A 24,386-nucleotide genomic window follows, 5' to 3' on the forward strand; every position below is an offset into this window, starting at 1 on the left:
CCTAACAAAGCCCTACTAGTGCTGTGACCGGAAAGGTTCACCGGCTCGCGACGCCCGGCAGACCTTCCCGGCCACAGCACCCTAGCTCTCGAACTTCCGGTAGGACGCGTCCAGTTCACGGACCTCGGCGGAGGCGTGCAGCCGTGCCCCGGGTACCGGCGTCACATGCTTGCGCAGCAGCTCCAGCACCGCCTCCGTCAGCGCGGCCTTCGTCTCCTCGCTGCGGCCGGCCAGAAGCCCGATGGTCACGTGCACGATGGCGTGCCGCTGCACCTCGTCGTCATCGGGCTCCTCGTAGCCGAACACGCTGAGGATCGCGCACCGGAACAGTGTCTTGCAGGACTCCGGCTTGGCCCCCGCGATCTCGACGGTCGTCTCGTGGAGCTCCCGCACGAAGGCGTCCGGGAAGTCCTCGATGCCGTACGAGTGGTCGACGGTGATCTGCGGCATGGGCACTCCTGTTCTAAAGGGACGGCCCGACTCTACTTCGCGGCCCGCGTGAACACCGCCACGGTCCGCGCCGGGACGCTGAACGTGCCCGAGTCGGCCGCGCAGGAGGAGGTCTTCACCACCTCGTCCGCGCCCGCCGCCTGCACCGGGTGCAGCCGGTACGGCGTCCCGGCGAGGGCGCCGACGTGCTGCTCCTGCCGCTGCGGGGTGGCGTTGAACACGACGACCAGGTCACCGAGCCGCATGGTGATCACCCCCGGTGTCTCGTCCGTGCCGGACAGCGGGAAGGCCATCTCGTCCTGCACCTGCGCGGCCGTACCGAGGGAGAAGGCGTTCTCGGTCGTGCGGATCCGCAGCAGGTCCTGGTACGCGGCCGACGCCCCCGTGATCTGTGGGCAGCCCACGCTCACCGAACCCAGCAGGGGCTTGGCGTACGGCCACTTGGACTCGTTGTCGGCCGCCGTCGGCAGCCCGCGACCGAAGCCGTTGCCGTCCGCGCAGTTCCAGTGGATGGCGTTGAACCAGTCGCCGCTGTCGAAGGAGTTGCGGTCCAGCGACTTGGAGCGCAGCAGGTCCGTGCCCGCCTGAGAGAGCGCCGGGCCCTGCGAGAGGGCGGCCGTCGCCATCGCGAGCACTTGCATCCGGGCCCGGTCGGAGGCGGACGTGTCCTTCGGCAGCTTGTAGGTGAGGGCGTCGAACAGCGATTCGTTGTCGTGCGCGTCGACGTAGGCGAGGGCGTCGCCGGGTGCGTCCGCGTAGCCCGCGGGCGAGCCGTTGTAGTCGACCTCGGAGCCCTTGACCTCCTTGCCGGCGCTGTCGGTGAACCGGTAGCTCGCGAGGTTGCCCGACAGACCGACCTTGATCAGGTCCTGGTAGTGCAGCAGGCGGGCCTTCTGCTCCGCCTTCGTGCCGTTGGCCGTGGACGAGTTGGGGTCGGTGTAGAGACCCGACGCGAAACCCTGGACGCCCGGGTCCGAGTCGAAGGGGCCGCCGCCGCGCACCGCGTCCCGGGCCCGGTCGGAGAAGGTGGCGATGCCGGTGCCGGCCATGTTCTGCTGCGTGGCCTGCACGAACCGCGCATTGTCGGCGACCTCGCCGAAGTTCCAGCCCTCGCCGTACAGGATGATCTGCTTGCCGTCGACGCCGTCCTTCTCAAGCGTGAGCGCGTCGAGGGCCTTGCGCACGGCGAGGATGTTGGCCTTCGGGTGGTGGCCCATCAGGTCGAAGCGGAAGCCGTCGACCTTGTACTCCTTGGCCCAGGTGACGATCGAGTCCACGACGAGCTTGCCCATCATCGCGTTCTCGGGCGCGGTGCCCGCACAGCAGGTGCTGTTGGCCACGCTGCCGTCGGCGAGGAGCCGCTGGTAGTAGCCCGGCACGACCTGGTCGAGGACGCTGGTGTCCGCCTGGCCGGCGGCCGCCGTGTGGTTGTAGACGACGTCCATGACGACCCTGAGGCCGTCCTGGTTCAGCGACTTGACCATCTGCCGAAACTGGACCGTGCGCGCGGTGCCGTCCGGGTCGGTGGCGTAGGAACCCTCGGGGACCGTGTAGTGGTACGGGTCGTAGCCCCAGTTGTAGGCGTCCTTCGCCGCGGTCTTCGCCACGCACTCCTGCTGTTTCCCGGAGTCGGCCGCGAAGGAGGCGAGGTCGCAGTCCGGGCTCGCCTGGTCCGCCTTCTTCTCGGGGATGGTGGCGATGTCGAAGGCGGGCAGCAGGTGCACGTACGAGGTGCCCGACTTCGCGAGCGCCCGCAGATGCTTCGAGCCGTCGCTGTCCTTGTCCGTGAAGGCGAGATACGTGCCCTGGTCCTTCGCCGGAACCGTCGTGTCCGCGACCGAGAAGTCACGGATGTGCAGCTCCTGGATGCGGGCGTCCCTCAGCGGTACGGCCTTGGGCTTGGCCAGGGCCGACCAGCCGCCCGGGGCGAGGGACCTGTCGTTCAGGTCGACGACGAGGCTGCGCTCCGAGTTCGCGGTCAGGGCGACCGAGTAGGGATCGGTGACCCTGTTGGTGACGATCTTCCTGACGCTGGGCGCCCAGACCTTCACGACGTACCGGTAGGGCTGGTTCTTCCAGGACGCGGGACCGGTGACGGACCACACGCCGGTGCTGTCGTCGCGGTGCATGGCCACCGTGGAGCCGTCCAGCTCCAGGGCGACGCTCTGTGCCGTCGGCGCCCACACGGCCAGCGTGGGACGGCCGTTCCGGAACGTCGGCCCGAGGTCGGCCTTCGTCGCACCGGGGTAGAGGTCGTCGAGGACGCCGGCGATCTGGACGCCGGTCGCGGCCAGCACCGCGCCGTTCGCGGCCCGCTGGGAGGCCACGAGCTGGCCGCGCAGCGCCGCGCGGACCCGGTCCCGGTCGCGCGGGTCGACGGACCACGTGGTGTAGTCCTTCAGATGCGGGAACTTCGCCTTCTGGGCGTCGGTGAGCGTGGTCTTGGACAAGCGCAGCCAGTGCTCGTCGTCGCTGGTCAGCGCCCCGTCCTTGACGGTGATCGAGCCGTCGTGGGAGGCGAGCAGCTGGGTGGAGACGGCGCCCTCGGCGCCGTTCCAGGCGACGGTGTTCCGGTCGATCCAGATCGCCTTGGACGTGGACAGGTCGAGGGCCGCCGCGCTGCCCGCGGGCTGCGGAAGCAGGTGCTTCTCCTGGCCGTTCAACAGCCACACCTCGTAGCCGTTCGCCTTGAGGTCGAGCGACCGGTCGGTGGGCAGGTCCTTGTCGTCGCCCTTGTGGACGATGTAACTGAGGCTGGTGGCACCCTCGGTGAGCGGCACCTCGAAGACCGCGCCATAGGCATCAGTCTTCACCGGCTTCAGGGGGTTCGACCAGTCGGTGGGGTTCGCGGCACCCGTCCAGACGTGCAGGCCCCAGCCGTCGTAGTCGCCGTCGGCGCGGTGGTAGTGGAGGACGGCCTTGCTCCTGTCCTGGGCCGGATAGTCGGGGCGCTCGGTCAGGACGTCCGGCTTGCCCTGCTCGACCCAGACCTCACCGGTCTTCGTCACGTCGATGGACCGGTCGACGGAGACGTCCTTGTTGCCGTCCTTGTCGATGACCAGGAACCCGACGTTCGAGGCGCCCGGCTTGAGCTTGACCCAGGCGAAGGCGCCGTAGGCGTCCCGGCCGGTGAAGGGGTGACTGTCCGGCCAGGTCGTGGACTCGCCGTCGGCGAGGTCGCCCCAGGCGTACAGGCCCCGGTCGGCGTAGTCGCCGTCGGCGCGCTTGTAGTGGACGATCGCGTAGTCCCGGGAGGAGGCCCTGGGGACCTCCGGCGTGGGCGGGGTGCCGGTGGTGCTCGCGGCGGTGGCGCTCGCGGTGCGGCCGGCCGAGTCGATCACGACGGCCTTGTAGCGCAGGGCGGTGCCGGGCGGTACGTCCGTGCCGATGGCCTGGGTGACCTTGTACGGGCCGTGGTCGGCGGAGCCGAGGATGCGCCAGGCGCCGTTGCCGACCTGGGCGGCGAAGACGACCCGGTCGAGCTGTCCTGCGCCGACATCCGCACTCAGCTCGACGGTGCCGGTGGCTCCGGCATCCGGGGCTTCCAGGGTGATGGTCGGCCTGCTCGCGGGCTTCTCGAGGCGGCCGGCCGCCTCGAGGACGATCGCCGAACCGGCCGGGACGGTGACGGTGAGCTTGCGGTCGGCGCCGGTCGTCACGGTGGTGTCCGTGCCGTAGATGCCCCGGTACGACATGTCGGCCGAGCCGGTCGCGAACGTGGCGGACTTGTCGTCGCCGGCGTTGTTGAGGGCGACGACGTACTCCTGGCCGGTCTTCGCGTCCGTCCGGGTGAAGGCGTAGATCCCGGCGCCGTCCGCCGCGTAGCGCTCGGTCTGGACGCCGTCGGTCAGGGCGGGGTTGGCCTTGCGGAGCTCGGACAGGGCGGCGATGTCCCGGTAGAGCGGCGCGGTCGTGTCGTAGGAGTCGCTCGCGTGGGTACGGTCGGTGCCGATCTCGTCGTCGTCGAGGTAGTCGGCGACCTTGGATGCGAACATCGTCTGGCGGGCGTCCTTGTCGCCGCCGGAGCCGGTGAAGCCCTGCTCGTCGCCGTAGTAGACGACCGGGTTGCCGCGGCTGAGGAACATCACCTCGTTGGCGAGCTTGTCCTTGCGAAGGATCTCGGCGTCGGTCGCGTTCGGGTCGTCCTGCTTCAGGAAGGACCCGATGCGGCCCATGTCGTGGTTGCCGAGGAAGGTGACCTGTTCGTAGGCGTTGGCCTTGTCGGTCGTGTACTTGTAGTCGTCACCGAAGACCGCGGCCAGCCTGCGCGCGCTGCCGCCCTGGGAGGCGTAGGCGCGGGCCGCGTCCTGGAAGGGGAAGTCCAGGGTGGCGTCCAGGCGGCCCTGGGTGACGTAGGGGGACGTGATCGACGTGTCGGCGGAGTAGACCTCGCCGAACATGAAGAAGTTCTTCCGCCCCTGCGCGGCGGCGTACTTGTCGAGCGCGGTCGCCCACTGGGTCCAGAACTCCATGTCCACGTGCTTCACGGTGTCGATCCGGAAGCCGTCGACGGCGAAGTCCTTCACCCACCGCTGGTAGATCTTCTCCATGCCGCTGACGACCTCGGGACGCTCGGTCCACAGGTCGTCGAGCCCGGAGAAGTCGCCGTAGGTGGTGGACTCGCCGGCGTACGTCGAGTCGCCCCGGTTGTGGTACATCGTCGGGTCGTCGAGCCAGGACGGGACCTTGCCGCCGCTCGTGACCCGCGGGGTGCGCGGGAACGACTCGGCGTCCACGGAAGGGAACCCGCGCGTGCCGTCGGCATAGTCCGCGTCGTCGAACGGCCGCCCGTCCTTGGTCAGATAGGGGAAGGCGCCCTTGGACAGGTAGTCGTAGGACTTCTCCTGGTAGTCGACGACGTCGGCGGTGTGGTTGGTGATGACGTCGAAGAAGACCTTCATGCCCTTGGCGTGCGCCTGGGAGACGAGGGCGGAGAGGTCCTTGTCGGTGCCGAAGTGCGGGTCGACCTGGGTGAAGTCGGTGATCCAGTACCCGTGGTAGCCGGCGGATGCGTCGCTGCCCGTGCCCTGCACCGGGCGGTTCTTGAAGATGGGCGCCATCCAGATGGCGGTGGTGCCCAGGCCCTTGATGTAGTCGAGCCGCTTGGCCAGTCCCTTGAGGTCGCCGCCCTGGTAGAAGCCCTTGTCGGTGGGGTCGTATCCGGTGCTCAGCCGTGAACCGGTCAGCCCGCCCCGGTCGTTGGAGGTGTCACCGTTGGCGAAACGGTCCGGCATGACGAAGTAGAACTGCTCACGCGTGTCGTCGTGCCGGGCGGGCGCGGTGGCCAGTCGGGCGTCTGACGGGGGCGCGGGCGGGGTCTCGGCCCGGGCGGCGAGGGGCTGGACGAGTGCTGCGGCCAGCGCGGTCACGGTGACCGCAGCGACTCGGCCGGCACGGGCGATACGGCGCCTTCGCGGCACCGGCCATCTCGGTATCACGGACGTGGACTCCTTGCGCTTACGGCTCTGTTGGCGCTGACGGCTCTGTTGTGGGTCCGATTCCGCGCGACCGTATCGCCTACGAAACGTTTACAGCAAGAGTCCTGAAAAGATCGGCAAGAACTTTCAGCAGCCGGACTTGCCCGCATGGACGGCCAGGGCCGTGTTCGCGCCCAGGGTGGCCGTGAACTGGCCACTGGAGTTCACCGTCACCGTCGTGTTGTTCTGCACGTTGCAGTACGTGCCGGCGGGCAGGGACGTCTGGAACGTGCGGCTGAGTGAGAAGGACTCGTGGTTGATGGCCACGTAGCCCTTACCGCCCCGGCCGAAGGCGATGGCCTGGTAGCCGTTGTCCCACCAGTCGGTGACCGACTGGCCGCGGGTCGCGTTGCGGAAGGCGACCATCGACTTGACCTCGGGCCAGGCGTGCTGGCACTTCCAGCCGTCCTGCCAACAGGCGTCGACCGTACCGCCGTTGGGCGGGCCGGCGTCGGCGTCCGACCACTCGTAGCCGGAGTTGATGTCCGGGGCGCCGTACGGGTAGGCCAGCATGAAGACGTTGGCCAGGGTGTAGTCGGCGCCGTCCTTGTAGTTGAGGGTGGAGCCGTTGCGCTCGGTGTCGTGGTTGTCGACGAAGACGCCGGCCACGGAGCTGCTCAGGTAGCCCCAGCCCTCGCCGTAGTTCTTCAGGTAGGCGAGGCGCTCGTTGTCGAAGACCCGCTTGAGGTCGTAGGCGTAACGGAACTCCTGGACGTCGCCGTTGCCCGTGTACTCGGTGGGCTGGACCGCCTCGCCCGCGCCGTAGATGACCTCCTGCTTCCAGTAGGCGCCGGGGTTGGTCAGGCGGGACTTGATGTTCGCGAGGTCGGCGCTGTCGATGTGCTTGGCCGCGTCGATGCGGAAGCCGTCGACGCCGAGGCTGAGCAGGTCGTTCATATAGCCGGCGATGGTCTTGCGGACGTACTCCTCGCCGGTGTCGAGATCGGCGAGGCCCACCAGTTCGCAGTGCTGTACGTTCCAGCGGTCCTGGTAGTCGGAGACCTGGGAGGTGCAGTCGTCGAAGTCGTGGACGGAGTACAGGCCGGGGTAGTCGTACTTCGTGTACGACGAGCCGCCCGTGCCGGTGCCGCTGCCCGCCGACATGTGGTTGACGACCGTGTCGACGACGACCTTCACACCGGCCGCGTGGCAGGTGTTCACCATATCCTGGAAGGCCGTGCGGTCGCCGAGCCGACCGGCGATCTTGTAGCTGACGGGCTGGTACGACGTCCACCACTGCGAGCCCTGTATGTGCTCGGCGGGCGGGGAGACCTGGACGTAGCCGAATCCGGCAGGACCCAGGGTGTTCGCGCACTCGCGGGCCACCGAGGCGTACTTCCACTCGAAGAGGACGGCGGTGACGTCCTTGATGCCGGGCGGCGAGGCCTCCGCGATCGACGGGGTCATGACAAATACGGCGGCCGAGAGGGCGAGGGCCGTGGCGAGGGTTCTGCGGGCCATGTGGGGGTCCTTCTCCATCGAAGGGGCGGAACCAGGGTTGAAGGCTCTTGCTGAAAAATTTCAACTCCCTTGCGGTGACGCAGATATTAAAGGCCCGCTGCCTGAAAAGGCAGCGGGCCGCGTGAAGTTGATGCAAGAACTTGCGAACGGGCCGTCAGGCCGTGGTCCACCAAGCCGTCGTGTCGGCGGACACCGTCGTCCCATCGGCGGTCTCCGTCACCTCACCGCTGGTGAGGAGGACTCGCCCGTACACCGGAACCGTCACCGGGCGTCCCGTCGTGTTGGTGACGCACACGAACTCCCCGCGCCGGAAGGCCAGTACGCCCTCGGGAGCGGGCAGCCACGCCACCGCGTCACCGGCGCCGAGGTCGGGCGTCGCACGGCGGACGCCCAGCGCCGAGCGGTACAGCTCCAGCGTGGAGCCCGGCACGCTCTGCTGCGCCTCGACGCTCAGTTCGGCCCAGCTCGGCGGCTGCGGCAGCCAGCTGCCACCGCTGCCGAAGCCGTACGACCTCCCCTCCCGCGTCCACGGGATCGGCACCCGGCAGCCGTCGCGGAAGCCGTCCTGCCCGGCGCCCCGGAAGTACGCGGGGTCCTGCCGGACCTCGTCGGGCAGGTCGACGACGTCCGGCAGGCCGAGTTCCTCGCCCTGGTAGATGTACGCCGAGCCGGGCAGCGCCAGCATGAGCAGCGTGGCGGCACGGGCGCGACGCAGACCGAGCTCGCGGTCGCCCGCCGTGCGGATCTGGGTGCCGAGGCCGGGCGGGTTGGCGAAGCGGGTCGCGTGCCGGGTGACGTCGTGGTTGGACAGGACCCAGGTGGCGGGGGCGCCGACCGGGCGCATGGCGTCCAGGGTGCGGTCGATGACGACGCGCAGTTCCTCGGCGTCCCAGGCGGTGCTCAGGTACTGGAAGTTGAAGGCCTGGTGCAGCTCGTCCGGGCGGACGTAGTTCGCGGTGCGCTCGACGGTCGGGGTCCACGCCTCGGCGACGAAAATGCGCCCGCCCGTCTCCCACCACCGCCCTTCTGACGAAGACCCTTCGGGCCCCTCCTTGTTTCCCGCGTACTCGTCGAGGATCGTCCGCCACTGCCGGTAGATCGCGTGCACGCCGTCCTGGTCGAAGAACGGCATGACATCGTTGCCCAGCAGCTTCAGCTGGTCGTGGGAGCCGAGGTCCGGCAGGCCCTCCGCCTTGACCAGCCCGTGCGCCACGTCGATGCGGAAGCCGTCCACGCCCATGTCCAGCCAGAACCGCAGGATGGAGCGGAACTCGTCGCCGACGGCGGGGTGTTCCCAGTTGAAGTCCGGCTGCTCCGGGGCGAAGAGGTGCAGGTACCACTCGCCGGGCGTGCCGTCCAGTTCGGTGATCCGCGTCCAGGCCCGACCGCCGAAGATGGACTCCCAGTCGTTGGGCGGGAGTTCGCCCTTCGCGCCCTTGCCGGGGCGGAAGTGGTAGCGGTCACGCAGCGGGGAGCCCGGGCCCTCCGCCAGCGCGCGCTTGAACCATTCGTACTGGTCCGAGGAATGGTTGGGGACCAGGTCGACGATGATGCGCAGCCCGTGCTCGTGGGCGTCGCGGATCAGCGCGTCGGCGTCCAGGAGGTTGCCGAACATGGGGTCCACGGCCCGGTAGTCGGCCACGTCGTAGCCGGCGTCGGCCTGCGGCGAGGCGTAGAACGGGCTGAGCCACACGGCGTCCACACCGAGGTCGCGCAGATACGGGAGTCTGGACCGCACGCCCTCCAGGTCCCCCATGCCGTCGCCGTTGCTGTCGGCGAAGCTGCGCGGATAGACCTGGTAGATCACCGCGTCCCGCCACCAGTCGCGGTGGCCCGCGACGGTGGCGAGGGCGGTGTTCGGGGCCGGGTCGGCGGAGTGCTGGCTCATGGCGTCCTTGGTACGTAATGAAGGTCGGGTCATGGGGGGGTGGGTACGGCGGCTGCGGTCAGCCCTTGGTGCCGCCGGCGGTGAGGCCGGCCACCAGGTTCTTCTGCACGAGGTAGAAGAACGCGGAGACGGGTATCGCGATCAGCACCGCGGTGGCGGCCATGAGGTTGCGCTGCGCGTCGTGCTCGCTGATGAAGCTCTGGAGACCGACGGCGAAGGTGTACTTGTCGTCGCTGAGCATGAACGTCGAGGCGAAGGCGACTTCGCCGAACGCGGTGATGAAGCTGTAGAAGGCGGCGACCGCGAGGCCCGGCTTGGCGAGCGGCAGGATGAGCCGCGCGAACGTGCCGAAGGGGGTCAGCCCGTCGACGCGTCCCGCCTCGTCGATCTCGAACGGGATGGTGTCGAAGTAGCCCTTCAGCAGCCAGGCGCAGTACGGCACGGCGGTCGAGCAGTACACGAGGATCAGGCCGACGTAGCTGTCGATCAGCTCGAGGTCGGCCAGGATCTGGTACATCGGCACCATGAGGACGGCCACCGGGAACATCTGGGTGACCAGGAGCACCCACATGAACTTCCGGTAGCCCGGGAAGCGCATGCGGGAGACCGCGTAGCCGGTGGTGGCGGCGACCAGGACGCCGAGCACAGTGGTGCCGAGCGAGACGATCAGGCTGCTCTTCAGCCAGTCGAAGAAGTTCGTGTGCTGGAGGACGAACGAGTAGTTGTCGAGCGTCATCTTCTTCCAGATGCCGCCCGGATGCAGATAGTCGTCCTTGTCCGGTCCGAGGGACAGGAACACCAGCCAGGCGACCGGGAAGAGCGCCACGATGCTTGCGACGATCAGGATGCCGTGCGAGGCGAGGGACCCGGCGAGGCCGCGCTCACCGCGGGCGCGGGGCTTACGGGCGGTGCCCGCCGCGCCGGTCCCGGTCACCGCGGCTGAGGTCTCGACAGTGGTCGTGGTCATGGGAACTCCTGCCTCAGATCGCGAACTGCTGCTCATTGCGGTTCAGCCAGCGGCGGTAGAACGAGGTGAAGACGATCAGGATGGCCAGCAGCAGGATGCCGTAGGCGGCGGACTGGGCGAAGTCGCGCGGCTGCTGTCCGAAGCCCAGGAAGTAGGCCCAGGTCACGAGGATCTGCGCGTCGGGGGCGGTGTTGCCGAACAGCAGGAAGATGACCGCGAACTGGTTGAAGGTCCAGATGATGCCGAGGAGGACGACCGTGGCGCTCACCGACCGGAGGCCCGGCAGGGTCACATAGCGGAAGCGCTGCCAGGCGTTCGCGCCGTCCATCTCCGCGGCCTCGTACAGGGTGGAGTCGATGGACTGCAGGCCGCCGAGGAGCGTGACCATCATGAACGGCACACCGCACCAGGTGTTGACCATGATCGCGGCGAACCGCTGCCAGAAGGTGTCCTCCAGCCACAGCGGCGTCGGCAGGTGCAGCGCGTCGAGTGCGGTGTTGACGATGCCCGAGTCGGCGAGCATGAAGCGCCAGCCGAACACGGTGACGAAGGTCGGCACCGCCCACGGAAGGATCAGGATCAGCCGGTAGAAGGTGCGGCCGCGCAGCTTCTGGTCGAGCAGCAGCGCCAGGCCGAGGCCGATGCAGTAGTGGAGCGCGACACAGACGGCGGTCCACACGATCGTCCAGATGAAGTGCGACCAGAAGCGGTCGTACGACGTCGGCCCGAACAGGATGTCCTTGTAGTTGTCGAGGCCGATGAACTTGTAGGTGGCGTCGATGTGGTTGACGCCGATCGTCCGCGCCGTGTTGAGGCTGTTGGCGTCGGTGAGCGTGAGGTAGAGGCCGTAGACCAGGGGGTAGATCACGAGGACGCCGAGCACGACGGCGACCGGCACGATCATCGCGTACGCGTACCAGTGCTTCTGGTAGCCGTTCTTGAGGCGCTGCCCCAGCCCGGGGCGAGGCGCGCGGTCACCGCGGCGCTTGCCGGTCGCGCGGTCGATGGCGACTGTCATGGTTCGACACCTTCGGAAAGATCAGGGATTGGGCCGGGCACAGACCGGTGGCCGCCGGATCTCTCCCCCCATATCCAGGGAGATCCGGCGGCCACGCGGGGCTCACTTGCTGAAGTCGGGCACCAGCTTGGCGATGGCCAGCTCGGCGTTGCTCAGGCCCTTGTCCAGGGACTCCTTGCCGCCGGCGATCTTCGGCAGCTCGGTGTCCAGCGGACCCCACAGGGAGCTGTACTCGGGCAGCGCCGGGCGCGGCTGGGCGGCCGAGAGCACGCCCTGGTAGCCGGCGATGCCCGGGTCGGCCTTGACCTCGGCCGTGTAGGCGTCCTCACGGGTGGGCAGCGTGGAGTTCTTCAGGGCGATGGATTCCTGCGACTTCGCCGAGGTCATGAAGTTGACGAACTTCAGCGCCGCTTCCTGGTGCGCCTTGTCCGAACCGGCGTACACGGAGAGGTTGTGCCCGCCGGTCGGGGCACCCGCCTTGCCGGAGGAGCCGGCCGGGACGGTGGCGATGCCGAGGTTGGCCTTGTCCTTGAACGCCGAGCCCTTGTAGAAGTTCGTGATCTCCCAGGGGCCCTGGATGATCGCGGCGACCTTGCCGTTGACGAACGCGTCCTGGATGTGGGCGTAGGCGTCGGCGGTGGTGTCGGCCTTGTGCAGGCCCTTGCCGGAGTACAGGCTGAGCCAGGTGCCGTAGGCCTTCTTGGCGGCGTCGGAGGTGACCGTGATCTTCTTGGCGGAGGCGTCGACGGTGTCGGTGCCCTCGCCGTAGAGGAACGACTGGGCGTAGTAGGCCTGGGTGGAGCCCCAGTAGCCGTCCTGGCCGGTCTTGTCCTTGATCTTTGCAGCGTCGGACTTCAGCTCGTCCCAGGTCTTGGGCGCCTCGGTGATGCCGGCCTTCTCGAACAGGTCCTTGTTGTAGACCAGCGCGAGGGTGTCGGTCACCAGCGGCACGCCGTAGGTCTTGCCGTCGAACTGGGCCTGCGTGATCAGGTTCGGCTCGAACTTGTCCTTGTCGGCGAGGGCCTCGGTGCCGTCCAGCGGCAGGAAGTAGCCCTTCTTCGCGAAGGCCGGGGTCCAGCCGACCTCGGAGCGCAGCACGTCCGGGGCGCCCGTGGCGCCGGCGGCGGTGTCGAACTTGTTCTGCGCCTGGTCGAAGGGGACGTTGACGTACTTGACCTTGATGTCCTTGTTGGCAGCCTCGAACTGCTTGACCAGGGCCTGGTACGTCGGTGCCTCATTCGTGGCGTTGGAGGTGTCCCACCAGGTGATGGTGACCGGGCCGTCCGACTTGCTGCCGCTGTCGCTCCCGCCGCACGCCGTCGCCGTGAGGGCGAGGGACGCCACCAGCGCGGAGGCCGCTATGCCACGCCGCATGAGTTCTCCTTGAGGGTTAAAGCCCGTGTGATGCAGGGAGCGGTCCCGTCCGCCGCTCCTGCGACTTGCCGACTGCACCGATGGGGGTGCCCCCGCTCGAGCGAAGCCGAGAGTGGGGGAGACCGCCGGGGCGTCAGGGAACGTAACAGCGATGCAAGCGTTACGAAAGACCTTGCAGAAAAAAAGTGCAAGGAAGACTGTGGTTACCTGGTCGTGACCCGTCAGCGGGTCGCAGAGACTTGTGCAAGACTCTGCAAGCTCTTGCCATCCGAGGCCGAGCAGAAGGACGAAGGAGCGCGATGACGCAGCAACCGGCGGCGGGCCGTGGGACCTCTCGCGCACGTCGTCCCATCGGTGTGCAAGGCGCGGCGCGACCGGTACAGTCCGGTGCCGTGACCACACGGCTTGCCGACATCGCAGCGCAGGCGGGGGTGAGCGAAGCGACCGTCAGCCGCGTTCTCAACGGCAAGCCGGGCGTCGCCGCCACCACCCGCCAGTCCGTGCTGGCCGCACTGGACGTCCTCGGCTACGAACGGCCGGTACGGCTGCGGCAGCGCAGCGAGGGTCTGGTGGGTCTGATCACCCCGGAGCTGGAGAACCCGATATTCCCGGCCCTGGCGCAGGTCATCGGCCAGGCGCTGACCCGCCAGGGCTATACGCCCGTGCTCGCCACGCAGACCCCGGGCGGGTCGACGGAGGACGAGCTGACCGAGATGCTCGTGGACCGCGGGGTCGCCGGGATCATCTACGTCTCCGGACTGCACGCGGACACCACGGCCGACATGCAGCGCTACGAGCGACTGCGGGCGCAGGGCGTGCCGTTCGTGCTGGTCGACGGCTTCTCGCCGAAGGTGCAGGCGCCGTTCATCTCGCCGGACGACCGGGCCGCGATGACGCTCGCGGTGACACATCTGGCCTCCCTCGGGCACACCCGGATCGGGCTGGCCCTGGGCCCGAAGCGGTTCGTGCCGGTGCAGCGCAAGATCGAGGGCTTCGTGCGCGCGATGCAGGACCAGTTGGGGCTGGCTCCGCAGACGATCGAGTCGGAGCTGGTGCAGCACTCGCTGTACACCCTGGAGGGCGGTCAGGCGGCCGCCACGGCGCTCATCGAGCGTGGCTGCACGGCGGTGGTGTGCGCCAGCGACATGATGGCGCTGGGCGCGATACGGGCCGCACGGCAACGGGGCCTCGAGGTGCCCCGGGACGTCTCCGTGGTCGGCTTCGACGACTCCCCGCTCATCGCCTTCACCGACCCGCCGCTGACGACGATCCGCAAGCCGGTGCCGGCGATGGGACAGGCGGCGGTGCGCACGCTGCTCGAGGAGATCGGCGGGACGCCCGCCCCGCACAGCGAGTTCGTCTTCATGCCGGAACTGGTCGTGCGCGGCTCGACCGCGTCAGCGCCCGGGGACCGCGTCCGCGCCTGAAACCCCGCATACCTCCCGAATACCCCCCGGATCGCCCGGAATCGTCCTCTCGTCGTAGAACATGCGGCTGGGACCCGACCTTGGGATGATCTGTCGGACAAGTCTTTTCTGGCAGACTCTGTGCCTATGAGTGACTCGACCGTGACAGAGCCGGAAGGTCGCGAGCAGTCGGCCGTTCCGCGGGGCGTCACGAGCGGGGACGAGCGGAGTCTTCTGCACCGGTTGCGCGCTCCCCGGCGGCCCCGGTTGTGGTTCGAGATCCTTCTTATCGCGGTGAGTTACTGGACGTACTCGCTGATCCGCAACGCGGTGCCGGAGCGGAAGGGTGCGGCGCTGCGCAACGCCGGCTGGATCTGGCAAGCCGAACACCAGCTCGGGATCGCCGTCGAGGAGACGGTCAACCACGCCGTGAACTCGGTGACTTGGCTGATCGTAGGCATGAACTACTACTACGCGACACTGCACTTCGTGGTGACGCTGGGCGTGCTGGTGTGGCTGTACCGGAGCCATCCCGGGCGCTATGCGGCGACGCGCACGGTGCTGTTCGCGACGACGGGTGTGGCCCTGTTCGGTTACTACCTGTATCCGCTCGCTCCGCCGCGGTTGATGAACGGCGGCCGCTTCACCGACACGGTGATGGTCCACCACACATGGGGTTCCATGGCCTCCGGCGACCTGAAACACATGTCGAACCAGTACGCCGCGATGCCGTCGATGCACATCGGCTGGTCCCTGTGGTGCGGGCTGACCGTCTTCGCGCTGGCGTCCGTGCCGTGGGTGCGCGTACTGGGCCTGCTGTACCCGGCGACGACCCTGCTGGTCATCGTGGCCACCGCCAACCACTTCTGGCTCGACGCGGTGGGCGGCCTGCTCTGTCTGACCTTCGGCTTCACCGTGGCCCGCCTCTGGTACGGCACTCTGCCGCACGCCCTGCCGCGCGTGGTGCCGGTGAGAGGGGCGCACGGACCGCTGCTGGGGGCTCACGCGCCGTAGGGCCGGGGGGTTCAGGCCTGTGGGCCCGGGGGCTCAGGCGCCGTAGAACAGCTCCTCCATCACCGCGCGCGCCCTGCGGGTCGTACGGCGGTAGGCGTCGAGCATGTCGCCCGCGTGGCCCGTGCCGTAGCCGAGGTAGCGGCCCACGGCGGCGAGTTCACGGGCGTCGGTGGGAAACGTGTCGCCCGCCCTGCCCCGCACCAGCATGACCGCGTTGCGGACGCGGGTGGCAAGTACCCAGGCCTCGTCGAGTATGGCCGCGTCCTCACCGGAGATGAGGCGTTCCGCGCACGCCGCCGCGAGGGCCTCGCGGGTGCGGGTGGTGCGCAGGCCCGGTTCCGCCCAGCCGTGCCGCATCTGGTACAGCTGGACGGTCCACTCGACGTCGGAGAGCCCGCCCGGCCCGAGCTTGGTGTGCAGCTTCGGGTCGGCGCCACGCGGCAGGCGCTCGGACTCCATGCGGGCCTTCAGCCGCCGGATCTCGCGCACCGCGTCGTCGCCCAGGCCCTCGGCCGGGTAGCGCAGCGGGTCGATCAGCTCGATGAAGCGGCGGCCGAGATCCGCGTCCCCGGCGACGGGCTCCGCGCGCAGCAGCGCCTGCGCCTCCCAGACCAGGGACCAGCGGCGGTAGTACGCCTCGTACGACTTCAGGGTGCGCACGAGCGGACCCGACTTGCCCTCCGGGCGCAGGTCCGCGTCGATGAGAAGCGGGGGGTCGGCGCTGGGGATCTGCAGCAGGCGGCGCATCTCGGAGACGACCTTGTTCGCCGCCTCGGAGGCCTCCCGTTCGTCGACGCCGTCCTGCGGTTCGTGCACGAACAGGACGTCGGCGTCGGAGCCGTAGCCCAGTTCGTGACCGCCGAAGCGGCCCATGCCGATGATCGCGAACCGGGTGGGCAGGGTGTCGCCCCAGCCCTCTCGGACCACCGCACGCAGGGTGCCGGCGAGCGTGGCCGCCGTCAGGTCGGAGACCGCACCGCCCACCCGGTCGACCAGGGCGCCCTGGTCCGGCTCGGCCGGGTTGGCCTCGGTGCCGTAGGAGTCGACGATGTCCGCGGCGGCCGTACGGAACAGTTCGCGGCGCCTTACACCGCGGGCGGCTGTGACTCCTTGTTCCGCGGTGGGTGCACGCCCTACCGCGGCCAGGATCTCCTGTTCCAGATGGGTCCGGCCGCGTGGTGCCAGTCCGCCTCCGCCGCCCCGGCTCTCGCCGTCGCCGAGCAGCGCCACCGCCTCGGGGGCGCGCATCAGCAGGTCGGGGGCGAGGCGGCCGGCGGACAGGACGCGGGCCAGGTTCTCGGCGGCGGCGCCCTCGTCGCGCAGCAGGCGCAGGTACCAGGGCGTCTTGCCGAGCGCGTCCGAGACCTTGCGGAAGTTGAGCAGGCCCGCGTCCGGGTCCGCCGAGTCCGCGAACCAGCCGAGCAGGACGGGCAGCAGGGTGCGCTGGATGGCCGCCTTGCGGGTGACGCCGGAGGCGAGGGCTTCGAGGTGGCGCAGGGCGGCCGCCGGGTCCGCGTAGCCGAGCGCGACCAGCCGCTCCCGGGCCGCCTCCGGGCTCAACCTCGCTTCGCCAGGGGCGAGTTGGGCGACCGCGTCGAGCAGCGGGCGGTAGAACAGCTTCTCGTGCAGCCGCCGCACGACGCCGCTGTGCCGCTTCCACTCGCGGGTCAGCTCGGTCAGCGGCTCGGCGCGCAGGCCCAGGGAGCGGCCGAGGCGGCGCAGGTCGGTCTCCTCCTCGGGGACGAGGTGGGTGCGGCGCAGCCGGTACAACTGGATGCGGTGCTCCATGGAGCGCAGGAAGCGGTAGGCGTCCTCGAGCTGGCCGGCGTCCACGCGGCCGACGTAGCCGCCGGTGGCGAGGGCCTGGAGGGCGTCGAGGGTGGTGCCGCTGCGGAGTGACGCGTCGGCTCTGCCGTGTACCAACTGCAGGAGCTGTACCGCGAATTCGACGTCCCTGAGGCCCCCGGGGCCGAGCTTCAGCTCGCGCTCGATCTCGGTGACCGGGATGTTCTCGACCACCCTTCGGCGCATCTTCTGCACGTCGGCGACGAAGTTGTCGCGTTCTGCCGCCTTCCAGACGAGGGGTGAGACGGCTGCCATGTAGTTCTCGCCGAGCTCTACGTCGCCGGCGACCGGGCGGGCCTTGAGCAGAGCCTGGAACTCCCAGGTCTTGGCCCATCGTTGGTAGTAGGCGAGGTGGCTGCTGAGGGTGCGCACGAGGGGGCCGTTGCGGCCCTCGGGGCGGAGGTTGGCGTCGACCGGCCAGATGGAGCCCTCGACCGTGGTCTCCGAGCAGATCCGCATCATGTGCGAGGCGAGGCGGGTGGCGGCCTGGATGGCCTTGCCCTCGTCGGCGCCGTCCCTGGCCTCGCCCACGAAGATCACGTCCACGTCAGAGACGTAGTTCAGCTCGTGGCCGCCGCACTTGCCCATGGCGATCACGGCCAGGCGGCAGAGCGCGGCGTCCTCGGGGGCGGCGGTGCGGGCGATCGCCAGGGCGGCGCGGAGGGTGGCGGTGGCCAGGTCGGCGAGCTCGGCCGCGGTCTGGGCGACGTCGATCGTGCCGTTCACGTCGCGGGCGGCGATGGAGAGGAGGCAGCGGCGGTAGGCGACACGGAGGGTGACCGGGTCGACGGCCTCGGCCAGGCCGCGCTCGAACTCCTCCACGCCGGGGTGGAGGTCGCGGGGCTCGTAGGTGACCAGGGCCTCCCAGTCGCGGGGATGGCGGGCGAGGTGATCGGCGAGGGCGGCGGAGGCGCCGAGGACGCCCAGGAGGCGGTCGCGGAGGGGCTTGGCCGCTATCAGGGTGTCCAGGAGCCCGCGGTGGGCGGTGGGGTCGGGCTGGGCCTCGAGGAGGCGGACGAGGCCGTGCAGAGCGAGGTCGGGGTCGGCGGTGGCGCCGAGGGCCTCCAGGAGGACGGGGTCGTTGCGGACCGGGGTCAGCTCGGGGCCGTCGAGGAGGTGCTCGGCGGCGGAGGGGTCCGTGAAGCCGTGCCGCAGCAGCCGCGTGAAGGTACTGCTCCTGCGCCCCGGCGTCATCCGCGGCCTCCCCTCGGGTCAAGGTCGTCCTTCTCGCTCGAGCGTAGCCGGAGAGTGGTGAGGTGGCCCCGCCGCGGACGCATGCGGCATGCCTGCGGCGCCTCTGCGGGTGCATGGGGCTCGTACAGCGCCGAGGCTTGTGATGTGGGTCGGGGCTGCGCCGGGGGTGTCCGACCCCGGTCCGGCGGGCTGTTCGTTGCATGATGAACGAGTTTTCGCCGGCCGCTGCGGGCGGACGCCCCCGGCAGGTCCCCTTCCCGCCGTATGCGGCCACCGGTCCGATTCCCGCTCCGGTGGCGCCTGCGGCCGTCTTCCGCTTGCCTGGTGGTGGGCGCCTCGTGACCGGCCCAACTCGTGGATCGGGGGAAGCAGTTCACGCGCTCTTCATCCGGCGGGCCGGGTGCGGTCGGATGCGGGAATTTTGGCGTGTGCATGCTCTAGTCGCACCGCCAGCCCCGTCCTTCCCCCCTCCGGAGGTTGATGTGTCCGGCAGTTCCGTGTATCGCCGTGCCCGCGCCGTCGTGGCGTCCGGCGTGGCCCTCGCCGCCGCCGCGGTCGGACTGTGGACCGGACTCGGTGGCCAGTCCGCGCACGCCGCGGGCGCCGTACCGAGCCCGGACCACGTGGTCGTCGTGGTCTTCGAGAACCATGCCTACGACCAAGTCATCGGCTCCTCCAGCGCGCCGTACATCAACTCGCTCAAGACCGGCGGCGCCAACCTCAGCCAGTTCCACGCCGAGACTCACCCGAGCCAGCCGAACTACTTCGCCCTGTTCTCCGGCTCCACCCAGGGCATCACGGACGACAGCTGCTACACCCCGGGCTTCTCCTCGGCCGACAACCTGGCCTCCGAGCAGATCGCGGCGGGCCGCAGCTGGGCCAGCTACAACGAGACCCTGCCCAGCCAGGGCTCGACCACGTGCAGCAGCGGCAAGTACGCCCGCAAGCACAACCCGTGGTTCGGGTTCAGCAATGTGCCGACGTCGAGCGCCAAGACGTTCGCGCAGTTCCCCACGGACTACTCGACGCTGCCGCAGATGTCGTTCGTGGTCCCCAACCTGTGCAGCGACATGCACGACTGCTCGGTGTCGAGCGGTGACACCTGGCTGAAGAACAACCTCGGCGCCTACGCGACCTGGGCCAAGACGCACAACAGCCTGCTGGTCGTCACCTTCGACGAGGACAACGGGCTCGCCGGCAACCGCATCGCCACCGTCCTGTACGGCCAGCCGGTGACCGCGGGTTCGTCGTCGTCCACGACCTACAACCACTACAACCTGCTGCGCACCCTGGAGGACACCCAGGGCCTGACCACGCACGCGGGCAACGCGGCCTCCGCCGCCGACATCACCGGCATCTGGGCTTCGTGACGTGTACGTAGCGGACAGCCGCGCGAACTCCCCCGCGCTCGACAACGCTCCCGCGGGTGAACCCTCACCGGCGTCCGCGAACGGTGCCGTCCGGCTTCCCGCCGGGCGGCGCCGTGCCGCGGTCGCCCCCACCGTGCTGGCCCTCGGCACGGTCAGCCTGGTCACCGACGTCTCGTCCGAGATGGTCACGGCCGTGCTGCCGCTGTACCTGGTGGCAGGGCTCGGTCTGTCGCCGCTGGGCTTCGGGCTCCTGGACGGAATCTACAACGGCTTCTCGGCGCTCGTCCGGCTGGCCGGAGGCCACCTCGCCGACCGGGGCGGGGGCCGCCACAAGTGGGTGGCCGGGCTCGGCTACGGCATCTCCGCCGTGTGCAAGCCGTTGCTGCTGCTCGCGCACAGCCTCACGCCGATCGGTCTGATCCTGGCCGCCGACCGCACCGGCAAGGGGCTGCGGACGGCGCCGCGCGACGCCCTGATCTCGCTCTCGAGCACGCCGGAGACGCGTGGGCGAGCCTTCGGGGTGCACCGCGCGATGGACACGGCGGGCGCCCTGCTGGGTCCGCTCGTGGCGTTCCTGATCCTGCGGGCGACAGTGGACGGGTACGACGCCGTGTTCACGGTGAGCTTCTGTGTGGCCGTGGCCGGCGTGCTGGTGCTCGTGCTGTTCGTGCCGGGTGGTGGCCAGCGGGCGGCGGACGCGGCGCCGCGGGAGCGGCCGACGGTACGGGCCGCCCTGGGATTGCTCCGGCGTCGCGACCTGCGCCGTATCACGGTATGTGCGTTGCTGCTGGGGCTGGCGACGGTCAGCGATTCCTTCATCTACCTGCTGTTGCAGCGTCGGCTCGGCGTCCCGGACCGGTGGTTCGCACTGCTGCCGCTCGGAACGGCCGCCGCCTTCCTGCTGCTGGCCATGCCGCTGGGGCGGCTCGCGGACCGGGTCGGGCGCCGGCGCGTGTTCCTGGCCGGCCACGGGTGCCTGTTTGTGACGTACCTGCTGCTGCTCACGTCCTGGCACGGTTCGGCCCTGCCGTACGCCGTGCTCGCGCTGCACGGTGCCTTCTACGCGGCCACGGACGGCGTCCTGATGGCGGCCGCCTCGGACGGTGTGCCCGAGGAACTGCGCTCCTCGGGTCTCGCGGTGGTGCAGACGGGTCAGGCGCTGGCCCGGTTCGCCTGCTCGCTCGGCTTCGGCGCGGCGTGGACGCTGTGGGGCGACCGTACGGCGCTGACAGCGGCCACCGTGGCGCTCGCGGCCTGTGCCGCGTTCTCGTTCACCCTCCGCCCGACCCGGGAGTCCGCCCCATGACCGTACGGTCCCGCATCCTCGTCCTGCTGTCGGCCGTCGTCGTCCTGGCGGCGGTCGCGCTGGCCGCCGTCCTGCACGCCTCGGCGCGGGCTGAGCGCCGTGACCAGGCGCAGGCGGGCGGCCCGCGGGTCACGTCGGGCGAGGTGAGCCTGACGGAGTCCGGCCGGATGGTGTTCCGCAACATGGCGTGGGGCCCGCACCGCGACGAGGTGACCACGGTGCCGGCGTCGGACCCGTCCGGGCCGCGCACCGCCTCCGGTGTCGAGTGCCTGCGTTTCTACGCCGCTTCGGGCACCGGTGTGTGTCTCCAGGCGGTGCACGGCGCGCTCTCGGACACGTACCGGGCGCTGATCCTGGACGCGCATCTGAAGACCACGGCCCACTACGACGTCCCCGGCATCCCGTCCCGCGCCCGGGTCTCCCCCACGGGTCACTACGCGGCGTGGACGGCGTTCGTCGGCGGCGACTCGTACGCGGGCACGAACTTCTCCACGCGCACGGCGATCGTGGACGTCGGGACGGGTGAACTGATCCCGTCCCTGGAGGCGTTCCGGATCGTCGAGGACGGTCACGTCCACCGGTCGGCGGACGTGAACTTCTGGGGCGTGACGTTCGCGGCGGACGACCGGACCTTCTACGCGACCCTGGCGACCAAGGGGAAGACGTACCTGGTCCGCGGCGACCTCCGCACCCGCACGGTCACCACCCTCCACACGAACGTCGAATGCCCGTCCCTCTCCCCGGACGGCACCCGCATCGCGTACAAGAAACGCGTCAAGGGCCTGTCCAAGGACGCCCCTTGGCGCCTGTACGTCCTGGACCTGCGAACGATGCGCGAAACGCCCCTGGCCGAGCGACGGAGCGTGGACGACCAGGCGGTCTGGCGCGACGCCGACACGATCGTGTACGCGCTGCCCGGGGACTACGGCGCGGACCTGTACGAGACGGCGGCGAACGGCACGGGAAAGCCACGGCGCATCAGCACGGCGGCGGTGTCCCCCACGTTTCTGGGCCTCTCCGCGCGGAACTCCTCCGATTCCTGACACTCTGGATCCGTTCTCCTGGCAGGAGAACGGACGGAGGATGCCTCCGTGCTCGAAATCATCAGGACCCTGATCGAGGCGTTGGCCAACGGCTTCCCCGGCATCAGAAGCATGCGCGAGGACAAGCGGCACCGCCAGCTGGGCGCCGAGCTGTTCCTCCTGTACGCGCGGATGAACCAGCTCATGCTCACCGCCGAAGACATCGTCCGGTACCTGGAGGAGTACGCGGCGTCCACGGCCCACCGTCCGACCGGCGAACTCCCTGAGCACGACCGGCGGCTGAGGCCTCTCGTCGAGCGGCAGCGGGAGGACCTCCTCGATGTCCGTCACCTGCTGGACGAGAGGTCCGCCGTGGTGCAGATCATCGAGCCCGAGGCGTACAACCGACTCGCCCCGCTGCTCGGACTGAAACAAGGTGCTCTCGACACGCTGTGCCGCATCATGTACGGGGGTGACCTGCCGCTCGGCCCCTCCCAGGCGGAGATCGACGCGTGGACGGCCGCGCTGCCGCCGCGCAGAGACGACCCATCGCGGAGCTCGCTGTTCGGACTCGTGGCCGCCGACAGGCTCGTGGAGCGCTCCGCACGTCGTTGGCGTGAGGACGCCCTCCCTCGAGGTTCATGGGGACGCGACGTGCACGCACGTGTCGTGCACTACCTCGCCGAGCGTCAGCCACGCGGGCAACTGACCGAGATCCGCTCGGCGCTGACCCTTCTGCGCTCGACCCTGCTGGAGAACTTCACCCTTGCCGACGTGCTTCTCGAAGTGGGCGACAGAGCGCGCCCTTCCTCCGCCCACCGCGGGGCCGGCCGCCGGTGACTGCCGGCTCCCCTCAGCGCCTCGGCGGGAAACCCGCCCTGCCCCGTGGCCACAGCACCGGCAGGTTCTTCCGCAGCTCGAACGCGGCGACCTCGGACCGGTACTCCTCCCACCACTGCTTCTTGTTTTGAGGGATCTTGTATCGCACGCGGCGACACGGGTTTCAACGGCGATGAAGCCTTGGGGTCGCTTGCCGTCGCAGGCGGTCGGGGAGCACGGCCCCTCAGCCTGTGAGTCTCCAATCAAGATCACGTATGGTCTTGGCCACGTTGCCGGTGCCCTCGACCGGAGCAAGCCACGACGGCGGAAGCGTGGTGCCGAGGCCCTGGGCGACCCCACTCGAACCGGCTGTGTCAATGACATGTCGGCGTACGCCTGAACTGCGTACGCCGACGGAAGGGTCTCAGCGGCGCGTGAGCCACCGGCCCGCGCCGATCACCGCGGTGATCAGAACGGCCAGGACGACCGCGATCGCGATCTTCGTACCCGTACCCATGACACTGAACATATAGGTCTCCATTTCAGGGGGAACATGAAGATTTGGTCGCGCGGGTCAGGAATTCCGAGGGTTTCCGGAAGACGATCCGGGGCGGTGACTGAGCAGGTCTCCTGGCTGGCACTGCAGGACTTCGCAGATTCGGGTGAGGGTGGTGAACCGGATCGCCTTGGCGCGTCCGTTCTTGAGCACGGACAGGTTGACGTTGGTCACGCCGACGCGGTTGGCGAGTTCGGTGAGGGTCATGCCGCGCTCGCTGAGGAGTCTGTCGAGATGCACCTCGATGTCATGACCTTCGTGGTCCTCGGCGGCGGCCATCAGACCACCCCTTCAAGGTCCTCACGCATGGACACACCTGCGCGGGTGATCCGTGCGAAGGTCAGCAGGCCGAGACCGGTCAGTACGGCCAGGTAGGGGAATGTCCACATGTTCAGCACGGTCTCGGCCGAGAAGCCCACGTCCTTGGCCAGCGCCGCAAGCAGAGCTGCTCTGGCGTTCGCCTCGGCGATCTCGACGACCAGGCTCCCGACAAGCAGCCACCAGCCGACCAGGCGAAGCCGGGATGCCGTCTGCGCGGTGTAAACGCCCTCGCGCGCGGCTCCCTGCAAGAACCGGTACAGCAGGAAGAGGCCACTGATCAACAGCAACGTCGACGGCAGATCGCTGAGTGCGTCCAGGAGACGCAGGTGTGCGTCGGGTGTCTCGGCGCAGTAACGAGGGATCGAGTCGACCTGCGCCCCGCTCTCGGCGGCGAAGCCGCCGGGGGTGGCCGAGCTGGTGCTCGACTCGTCGGCGATGCAGACACTGAAGCTCCCCCAACTGCCCCGTGCGACCGAGAGGACGAGTCCTGCCGTCGCGAGGGCCAACAGGATGCGCAGGACCACGGACACGACCGTGGCCATGGGTTCGAGCATCTTCCGGTCTTCGGTCATGACACCCTGCCTTGCTTATCGTTTATCGATATTATCGAGAAACGATAAGCATCATGAGTGCGCGAAGCAACCCCTGCATGTCACGGCAGACGCCGGGCGGAAGTACCTACCATCGCCAACCGGAGGCGGGGCGCCGCCCGGTCGGATAATCCAAGTGCGGTCTGGTCGTCCCGCGTGATAGTCCTCCCTGCCATGGGCGATCTTGTGACGGCGCGGCTCGTGCTTCATGCGATGACCGTCAGCGAGGCTGAGCGAGTGGTGGCGGGCGGTAGCTGTCAAGTCAAATGAAACGAATGTGCGGCTATGAACTGTGTTGCTGTGGTTCG

At 69.3% G+C, this 24,386-nt stretch carries 17 protein-coding genes; 6 read left to right on the forward strand and 11 right to left on the reverse strand.

Annotated elements, in window-relative coordinates; translation table 11 throughout:
* Window positions 1-81: 81 nt before the first annotated feature.
* From IEZ19_RS44085 to IEZ19_RS44115, 7 genes are all read right to left on the reverse strand, one after another.
* The gene (locus IEZ19_RS44085) at window positions 82-450 is read right to left on the reverse strand and encodes a 5-carboxymethyl-2-hydroxymuconate Delta-isomerase (RefSeq protein ID WP_189317023.1); all 369 of its coding nucleotides are present in this window, start codon (window positions 448-450) and stop codon (window positions 82-84) included.
* A 32-nt stretch (window positions 451-482) separates the two neighbouring features.
* On the reverse strand, window positions 483-5,888 hold the full coding sequence (pulA, locus tag IEZ19_RS44090) for a pullulanase-type alpha-1,6-glucosidase (protein WP_189317024.1): 5,406 nt from the start codon (window positions 5,886-5,888) through the stop codon (window positions 483-485).
* A gap of 126 nt (window positions 5,889-6,014) precedes the next feature.
* Window positions 6,015-7,388, reverse strand: coding sequence for an alpha-amylase (locus IEZ19_RS44095; protein ID WP_189317025.1), 1,374 nt, complete (start codon window positions 7,386-7,388; stop codon window positions 6,015-6,017).
* A gap of 154 nt (window positions 7,389-7,542) precedes the next feature.
* A complete protein-coding gene (locus IEZ19_RS44100; RefSeq protein ID WP_189317026.1) occupies window positions 7,543-9,276 on the reverse strand; it encodes a glycoside hydrolase family 13 protein in 1,734 nt (577 codons plus the stop codon).
* Window positions 9,277-9,334: 58 nt separating this feature from the next.
* Window positions 9,335-10,243: a sugar ABC transporter permease gene (locus IEZ19_RS44105; RefSeq protein WP_189317027.1), complete on the reverse strand. Its 909-nt coding sequence runs from the start codon at window positions 10,241-10,243 to the stop codon at window positions 9,335-9,337.
* A 13-nt stretch (window positions 10,244-10,256) separates the two neighbouring features.
* A complete protein-coding gene (locus IEZ19_RS44110; RefSeq protein WP_189317028.1) occupies window positions 10,257-11,261 on the reverse strand; it encodes a carbohydrate ABC transporter permease in 1,005 nt (334 codons plus the stop codon).
* A 102-nt stretch (window positions 11,262-11,363) separates the two neighbouring features.
* Complete coding sequence (locus tag IEZ19_RS44115) at window positions 11,364-12,635, reverse strand: extracellular solute-binding protein (protein WP_189317029.1); 1,272 nt, start codon at window positions 12,633-12,635, stop codon at window positions 11,364-11,366.
* Between the two features lie 392 nt (window positions 12,636-13,027).
* On the opposite strand from IEZ19_RS44115, the gene IEZ19_RS44120 reads away from it, so the two are divergent.
* Both IEZ19_RS44120 and IEZ19_RS44125 read left to right on the forward strand, forming a co-directional pair.
* The gene (locus IEZ19_RS44120) at window positions 13,028-14,062 is read left to right on the forward strand and encodes a LacI family DNA-binding transcriptional regulator (protein ID WP_189317030.1); all 1,035 of its coding nucleotides are present in this window, start codon (window positions 13,028-13,030) and stop codon (window positions 14,060-14,062) included.
* Window positions 14,063-14,188: 126 nt separating this feature from the next.
* Window positions 14,189-15,055: a phosphatase PAP2 family protein gene (locus IEZ19_RS44125; protein WP_189317031.1), complete on the forward strand. Its 867-nt coding sequence runs from the start codon at window positions 14,189-14,191 to the stop codon at window positions 15,053-15,055.
* A gap of 33 nt (window positions 15,056-15,088) precedes the next feature.
* Here the strand turns inward: IEZ19_RS44125 and IEZ19_RS44130 are convergent, their stop codons facing one another.
* Window positions 15,089-18,094, reverse strand: coding sequence for a bifunctional [glutamine synthetase] adenylyltransferase/[glutamine synthetase]-adenylyl-L-tyrosine phosphorylase (locus tag IEZ19_RS44130; RefSeq protein WP_189317032.1), 3,006 nt, complete (start codon window positions 18,092-18,094; stop codon window positions 15,089-15,091).
* 482 nt (window positions 18,095-18,576) lie between these two features.
* On the opposite strand from IEZ19_RS44130, the gene IEZ19_RS44135 reads away from it, so the two are divergent.
* Genes IEZ19_RS44135 through IEZ19_RS44150 form a run of 4 tightly spaced genes read left to right on the forward strand, consistent with a single transcriptional unit; the run spans window position 18,577 to window position 22,632 of the window.
* Entirely contained in the window at window positions 18,577-19,464 is an 888-nt protein-coding gene (locus IEZ19_RS44135; protein ID WP_189317033.1) for an alkaline phosphatase family protein, read from the forward strand.
* Between the two features lies 1 nt (window position 19,465).
* A complete protein-coding gene (locus tag IEZ19_RS44140) occupies window positions 19,466-20,770 on the forward strand; it encodes an MFS transporter (protein ID WP_189317034.1) in 1,305 nt (434 codons plus the stop codon).
* Window positions 20,767-21,813, forward strand: a complete 1,047-nt coding sequence (locus IEZ19_RS44145) for a TolB family protein (protein ID WP_189317035.1) — start codon at window positions 20,767-20,769, stop codon at window positions 21,811-21,813. The genes IEZ19_RS44140 and IEZ19_RS44145 overlap by 4 nt, the downstream gene beginning before the upstream one ends.
* Window positions 21,814-21,861: 48 nt before the next feature.
* Window positions 21,862-22,632, forward strand: a complete 771-nt coding sequence (locus tag IEZ19_RS44150; RefSeq protein ID WP_189317036.1) for a hypothetical protein — start codon at window positions 21,862-21,864, stop codon at window positions 22,630-22,632.
* Between the two features lie 13 nt (window positions 22,633-22,645).
* Here the strand turns inward: IEZ19_RS44150 and IEZ19_RS52815 are convergent, their stop codons facing one another.
* The 3 genes from IEZ19_RS52815 to IEZ19_RS44160 form a co-directional block, all read right to left on the reverse strand.
* Window positions 22,646-22,780: a hypothetical protein gene (locus IEZ19_RS52815; RefSeq protein WP_268248761.1), complete on the reverse strand. Its 135-nt coding sequence runs from the start codon at window positions 22,778-22,780 to the stop codon at window positions 22,646-22,648.
* A gap of 405 nt (window positions 22,781-23,185) precedes the next feature.
* Window positions 23,186-23,446 (reverse strand): helix-turn-helix domain-containing protein, encoded by a 261-nt coding sequence (locus IEZ19_RS44155; protein WP_189317037.1) that lies wholly within the window; start codon window positions 23,444-23,446, stop codon window positions 23,186-23,188.
* Complete coding sequence (locus IEZ19_RS44160; protein WP_189317038.1) at window positions 23,446-24,060, reverse strand: DUF2975 domain-containing protein; 615 nt, start codon at window positions 24,058-24,060, stop codon at window positions 23,446-23,448. Before IEZ19_RS44160 ends, IEZ19_RS44155 begins: the two co-directional genes overlap by 1 nt.
* Window positions 24,061-24,386: the final 326 nt, after the last annotated feature.

The organism is Streptomyces brasiliensis, from assembly GCF_014647875.1.
Classification (GTDB): domain Bacteria; phylum Actinomycetota; class Actinomycetes; order Streptomycetales; family Streptomycetaceae; genus Streptomyces; species Streptomyces brasiliensis.